We start from the raw sequence: 3,159 nt of genomic DNA on the forward strand, positions 1-3,159 counted from the left end.
GCCTCCCTCTTGATGCCATAGATAGCGGTTCCACACCCATTCCCCCTGTTCCTTCTCCTTAACCCAGCTCTCAATGAGGAGTGCCATGCGCTCATGGGTGTTGCTAGGCAAATAGAGCACTTCCACATTAGGCAAGAGTTCTTGGGCATGTTGGCCATCCACTTTGAGGATTTTATGAAAACGCCTAGCATCTAAAGCATGGGCATCTGTGCTAAAATGGTCGATAATGAAACTCTCAGGGTTTAAAGCCTTGAGCTCAATGTCTACAAAACCCTCAGCATCACGCAGGGCCCATAACTCCACAATGCCCAAACCCCCCATGATTAAATCCTTATCTCGCTGAATGATCTCCTTGTCAAAATTGCGCTTCTGGCTGAAATACTTCAACAAGTCATTGAGTAGGTCTGCTAGAGGCTTGTCTTCCTCTTGTCTGGGGGTTAGATGCACCTCTTGAATACTCTGTATCTTGTAGCCGATGATCTTGTTGACAATCATCTTGTAAATGTTCTCCACTATGGGGGTCTGTCCGCGCTGCGTAATGATATGGAGTACATCGGGGGGCAATTGATTGCCATGGTAGTAGGCTTTGGCCTGTTTGAACTCACGCAGAGAGCTTTGGGAGTGTTCTAAATCTAATTTGAAGGCTTCTAGAAGAGAGCGGTGATCTATCAAGGGATGCCTTTATACTTGCTAAAACCCGTGTGGTTTCCCACACGAGAAACAAAGGAAAACACGCCTTGAGATTAAAGGCGTGGAGGGATAGTAGCAGATTGCAAGTAGAGAGACAAGGGTTAAAACACGCTACAAAGCCAAAGCGTTATTATAAACTATTGAACAGCAAGAAAACGCGCACTAAGTTAAACATGGCATCTTTACGAGGCTAGAATAGCCCCGCTAGCACAGATACCGCCACAATGAAGTAACCCCATGCCATACAAAGCCAAAACGTTATCAAAATTGTTAAGCGGTAGCAAAAATGTCAGTTAAGGAAAACCTTGGCATCTGTGTGTGTGCAGAAATGCGTAACTATGCTACAAAGCAGGGACCGTTATTTAAACCGTTAAGCGGTATGCAAAACGCGCATTAAGTTAAAACTTGGCATCTTTGCGAGGCTAGAATAGCCTCGCTAGCACGGATAACGCTACAATGAAGTAACCCCATGTTGTTATACAAAGCCAAGACCGTCATTCTGAACTGCTAAGCAGTAAGAGCATATGAGTTAAGATACATGAGAAGTCTGTGTGTGTGCAGAATGCACACACTAGCACAGATACCGCCACAACAAAGTAACCCCATGCCATACAAAGCCAAAACGTTATCAAAATTGTTAAGCGGTAGTAAAAATGTCAGTTAAGGAAAACCTTGGCATCTTTACGGGGCTAGAATAGCCCCGCTAGCACAGATACCGCCATAAAAATTAATCTATCGTGTTATGAGGCCCTTAAGGTAAAAGAAATCACTTCAAGAGAAATAAAAGAGCGCTTAAGGGCAAAGGAAGATTAACAAAAAGCCTTGAAGGAAACAAGGGTTAAAAGCTTTAGTCTATCTCCCTAGCTAGGCTTTTTTGTGCTTTTTCATTTGAGTGGAGATTTTGATAGCTTAATGGGCTACAGCACTAGCTAGGATAGGAGCCCGATGATGGCAAGGGCAGCAGCATACTAGCAGATTGATACAAGAGAGACAAGGGTTAAAACTTTAGGGGGTTTTGTTTGGGGCTTGTGTGCAGTGTTGCAGGTCTTTCTCTAAGGTCTCCGTGTAAATGAGCAATTCCTTGAGGTATGCCAACATGTCTAGCTCTTGGCTAGGACGCACAGGGGGCTTAACTTGACATTTCACAGGCACATAGACCTTTTGGTAGATTATTTGGGGGGTACAGCCATAGAAGAATAACACTAGGCTAAATAGAGAGTATTTCATGGGGTGGAAAAATGCAAATTTGACTTTTCGTGTAAGTTATGTTAGTGTCTAACCTAGCGGTGTGGATCAGTGCGTGGGAAACACTAGGCTTGGGGCTTAGGGAGGTTTCCGCTATCTTTGGATAGTCCGCATATTCACCCGCGAAAGTGTTTGTTATTCTCAAGTTTCCCATACTCTTTGTAGATTGTTTTTAGCTTTAGTTCGTTTTTCTTAGTGCTGATAGTTTCTACCACAACACAATATCCGTTAAAGCAAGCATTAAGTATTTTTCCTATAAGTTCGAGTTGATGGTTCCAACGATACGTCTAAGTAGGACCCGTATTTAACTACTGGTGGACCTGCGCTATCTTTGAGATAGTCGTATGTAGTTACCATCTCTAAAGTCTAGTCCTTGTTCTAGTTTCCCATGTTCTTTGTACATGGTTTTCAGAGCTAGTCGATTGTTCTTTTTCCCTACAACTTCCACCACAATAGTGTATCCGTTGATTTGTTTCCCGATTTTTATGGTCGTTAAATCATTGTATTTCTCAATTTTCATTAAATCTGCGCTATTGACAATGTCGGGGTAATTAGCAATATCTTCATGCGTTATGGCAGGTTGCCCGCTACTTTTGACTAAAGGCGCATTTAACCCATGCCTTTTTTCAATGTGGGTCAAGGCGTTTCCATCTGCGATAAACATCATAGGAGTTTGTGTATCCATCCCCAAATGCTCCAAGATTTGGGGGTTAGTCAAATCCCCTACCCATATTTTGGCGTTAGTTGCTTTCACTCTTTCTAAGAGTTCTGGGGTAATCTCTTCAGGCTTAGCTTTTCTCAAAGGCTTTCTAGGGTCTAGCAAGTCCTCAAGAGGTCGCTGGGCTTGTTCTCTAAGCTCTTTCCCCAACAACTCCTGCGCCTGCTTAGCCCTTTGTTCTAATTGGGGCAGGAGACTGGCTACATTGCTCACTTCTTGGGTCATCTGTCCTGAGCGTATCAATAGGCTAGCAAAGTCATAGACATTGGCTTCACTCAGCTTTTTGTAACTTTGCATATCCCCAAAGGCTAATCTGGGCTGTAATTCCTCCTGCAAAGCATTAGGAAGGTTTTTTAAGAACTCATAGAGTTGCCCTTTAGGATTTTCTAAGCGCATGAAGCGCGCAAACCCTGCGCCTAACACTTGGCTTAGAGTGTCTTGGAATATCGCAGGGCGCAGTTTCAAGCTCTCTTTTAGAGCGGCATCGCTCAAGTGCACTAATTGGG

Annotated in this window: 3 protein-coding genes; all 3 read right to left on the minus strand. The window is 43.6% G+C overall.

Features of this window, described 5'->3' with window-relative positions:
- Positions 1–672 (minus strand): portal protein (locus tag C6H04_RS06625; RefSeq protein ID WP_499797614.1); only part of this gene is annotated, 672 nt, incomplete at its 3' end.
- A 1,023-nt stretch (positions 673–1,695) separates the two neighbouring features.
- Positions 1,696–1,842 (minus strand): hypothetical protein, encoded by a 147-nt coding sequence (locus C6H04_RS06630; RefSeq protein ID WP_324731126.1) that lies wholly within the window; start codon positions 1,840–1,842, stop codon positions 1,696–1,698.
- 418 nt (positions 1,843–2,260) lie between these two features.
- Positions 2,261–3,159, minus strand: an 899-nt coding sequence (locus C6H04_RS06635) for a PBECR3 domain-containing polyvalent protein (protein WP_499797615.1), incomplete at its 5' end; no start/stop codon positions are given.

The organism is Helicobacter salomonis, from assembly GCF_900197775.1.
GTDB lineage: Bacteria > Campylobacterota > Campylobacteria > Campylobacterales > Helicobacteraceae > Helicobacter > Helicobacter salomonis.